Source organism: Hydrogenophaga sp. (assembly GCF_041633695.1).
In the GTDB taxonomy this organism is placed as follows: Bacteria; Pseudomonadota; Gammaproteobacteria; order Burkholderiales; family Burkholderiaceae_C; genus Hydrogenophaga.
Window position 1 is genome coordinate 1 of record NZ_JBFJMY010000637.1, and the last position, 1,898, is coordinate 1,898.

Annotated in this window: 1 protein-coding gene and 1 pseudogene; both read right to left on the reverse strand. The window is 67.4% G+C overall.

From position 1 onward, the window contains the following. Window positions 1-134 precede the first annotated feature (134 nt). The gene (locus tag ABYB95_RS22660) at window positions 135-1,193 is read right to left on the reverse strand and encodes an aldose epimerase family protein (protein ID WP_372662344.1); all 1,059 of its coding nucleotides are present in this window, start codon (window positions 1,191-1,193) and stop codon (window positions 135-137) included. Window positions 1,194-1,207: 14 nt separating this feature from the next. Beyond that, window positions 1,208-1,898: pseudogene (garD, locus tag ABYB95_RS22665) on the reverse strand (galactarate dehydratase); the annotation flags it as partial.

Consider the following 1,898-nt stretch of genomic DNA (forward strand, 5'->3'; position numbering starts at 1 on the left):
GCCATTTGTCTGCGGCGGAGCACGCCATGCTGCTGGAGCTGGTGCGTAAGGTGGCGCACAAACGGCCCAGTTGAGGCCGCGCGTGCGGGGCGCCGCGCCTGCGTGCAACCGCGTGCAGGCTGCTCGGTGTGCGCTTACCCCGCCACGCCGAACCGGTACACCGTCTTGCCGCGGTAAGGGCGTTCGGGCGTCACGCATGGGAGCGGAAATGCCGGGCAGTTCGGCGCGTTGGGGTATTGCTGCGGCTCCAGGCACAGCCCCGCGCGCGGCCGGTGGTGAACGCCGTTTTTTCCGATGTCGGGCCGTTCGCCGACACCCAGGGCGTCTGCGCCGTAGACCTGCAAAACCGGTTCGGTGGAACAGACTTCGAGCGTGCGTCCGCTGTTGGGGCTGTACAGGTGTGCGATGCAGGGCAGGGCTTCGTCAGGCGCTGCGGGCGGGACCACGTAGGCGTGGTCCAGGTCGGGCAGGTCGCCCAGGCGCCGGGCGTGCCGCAAATCCAGCGCATGGCCGTCGAGCGCGGTGCGCTGGCCAGTGCAGACTTTGTCGGCATCGGTCAGCAGCAAAGCCTGTGCACGCACTTGCAGCTGGTGCGCGTCGATGCGGTCCAGACCCGGGCCGTCGAGGTTGAAGAAAATGTGGCTGGTGAAACTGGCCGGGCTGGTGCCGGCGCTGGCCGTGGCTTCGTACCCGATGACCAGCTCGTTGGCGTCGCTCAGGTGGTAGACCAGACGCAACTCCAGACTGCCCGGAAAACCGTCGCCGGCGCTGTCAAAACGGCGTTGCAGGTGCAGGGTGTCGGGGCCGGGCTGCTGGGCGTCAAACACCTGGTGGCGCGAGCCGTTCGGGCCGCCGTGTATGCAATGCGGCCCGGCATTGGCGCCGAGCCGGTAGTCGGTGCCGCCCAGTGTGAAACCTGCCTGGGCAATGCGCCCGGCGTAGCGGCCGATGAAGGCGCCCATGGACGGCGAGCCGCGCAACACCGCTTCCAGGCTGTCGTAGCCCAGCGCCACATCGCCCGCCTTGCCATGGCGGTCGGGCACCACGATTTGCAGCACCTTGGCGCCGAGGTTGGTTACGGCCACCACCATGCCCCGTGCGTTGCGCAGCAGAAAAAGCGCGGTGGCCTGGCCGTTCACCTGGCCCACGAAGCGGGCAGGGTCCAGCAGATGGGGGTAGGGCGTGCTCGCCACGGCACCCAGCGGATTCAGGTCACCGGTGCCGGGTTGAACAGCACCAGGGCGTTGTGCAGCTTCCAGTGTTCGGCCCAGGTCCGCTTGCCGCTGGCCACATCCAGCAACAGCTGGAACAACTCCTGGCCCACGTCTTCGATCGTGGCTTCGCCGCTGGCGATGCGACCGGCGTTCACGTCCATCAGGTCGTGCCAGCGGCGCGCGAGATCGTTGCGCGTGGCCACTTTGATGACCGGGCATTCGGCCAGGCCGTAGGGCGTACCGCGCCCAGTGGTGAACACGTGCAGGTTCATGCCGGCGGCGAGCTGCAGCGTGCCGCAAATGAAGTCGCTGGCCGGCGTAGCGGCGAAGATCAAACCCTTTTGCTTCACCTTTTCACCGGGCGCGATCACGCCGTGGATGGGCCCGGTGCCGCTTTTCACGATGGAGCCCATGGCCTTTTCCACGATGTTGGACAGGCCGCCCTTTTTGTTGCCGGGCGTGGTGTTGGCGCTGCGGTCCACCAGGCCTTTGTTCAGGTAGGCGTCGTACCAGGCCATTTCGCGCACCATGGCGTTGGCCACTTCCGGTGTGGCGGCCCGCGTGGTCAGCAGGTCTATGCCGTCGCGCACCTCGGTCACCTCAGAAAACATCACGGTGGCACCGGCGCGGACCAGCAGGTCGGTGGCGTAGCCCACGGCCGGATTGGCGGTAACGCCCGAAAAC